The following is a 919-nucleotide window of genomic DNA, read 5'->3' as shown; positions in this document are numbered from 1 at the left end:
ATCTCGGAGGGCGCCGAGGGGCTGCGGGTGACGCTGCCGCTGCTCGACATGCCGGTGCACCTGGGCTGGCTGGAGCGGCGGCTGGAGGCGGCGGGCGGCGTACTGGAGCGGCGTACGGTGCGCGGCTTCGCGGAGGCCGCCGCCGAGGCGCCGGTGGTGGTCAACTGCACCGGTCTCGGCGCTCGCGCGCTGGTCCCGGACCCGGGGGTGCGGCCGGTGCGGGGCCAGTTGGTGGTGGTGGAGAACCCGGGCGTCGAGGAGTGGTTCGCCGAGGCGGACCCGGCGTCGAGCGCGACGACGTACTTCTTCCCGCAGCCGGGCGGGCTGGTGCTCGGCGGCACGGCGGAGGCGGACGACTGGCGTACGGAGCCCGATCCGCGGACGGCCGACGCGATCGTGGCGCGCTGCGCGCGGGTGCGTCCCGAGATCGCCGGGGCCCGGGTGACCGCCCACCGGGTGGGGCTGCGGCCGTCCCGGGAGGGCGGGGTGCGGATCGAGGCCGAGCCGCTGCCGGGCGGGGGTCTGCTGGTGCACAACTACGGGCACGGCGGGGCCGGGGTCACGGTGGCGTGGGGCTGCGCCGAGGCGGCGGCCCGGCTGGTGGGCTGAGGCGCGGCGGCCCGTCGGGCGGCCCGGCCCCGGCGGGCCGGCTCGGCGGGTAGATCGGCCGTGACCGGGAGGTGGTCCTCCCGGCCGCCCGTTCTCTGCCCGCCACCTGACACAGACGCCCCCTTTCAGCCATCAGGGACATATCGCCCTGCACGGGCCGTACCGCACACGGCGCGCACCTCCCGGCGGAATGAGCGCCGAGGCCGCTCGACCGTCCATGTCGGGATATGTCTTGCCATTGGACGCCCGGCGGTGCCGGCAGGACAGTGACGGTTAGGCTGGCGGGCGTCCGTGCTGACCCCGCCGCTCC

Annotated in this window: 1 protein-coding gene; it reads left to right on the top strand. The window is 76.9% G+C overall.

Features of this window, described 5'->3' with window-relative positions; genetic code table 11:
• A partial coding sequence (locus IH13_RS0128510) for an FAD-dependent oxidoreductase (protein ID WP_037842712.1) occupies positions 1 to 609 on the top strand: 609 nt, incomplete at its 5' end.
• Positions 610 to 919: the final 310 nt, after the last annotated feature.

This window comes from Streptomyces sp. NRRL WC-3549 (assembly GCF_000721935.1).
In the GTDB taxonomy this organism is placed as follows: domain Bacteria; phylum Actinomycetota; class Actinomycetes; order Streptomycetales; family Streptomycetaceae; genus Streptomyces.
This window is presented reverse-complemented; position numbering and strand designations above follow the sequence as displayed.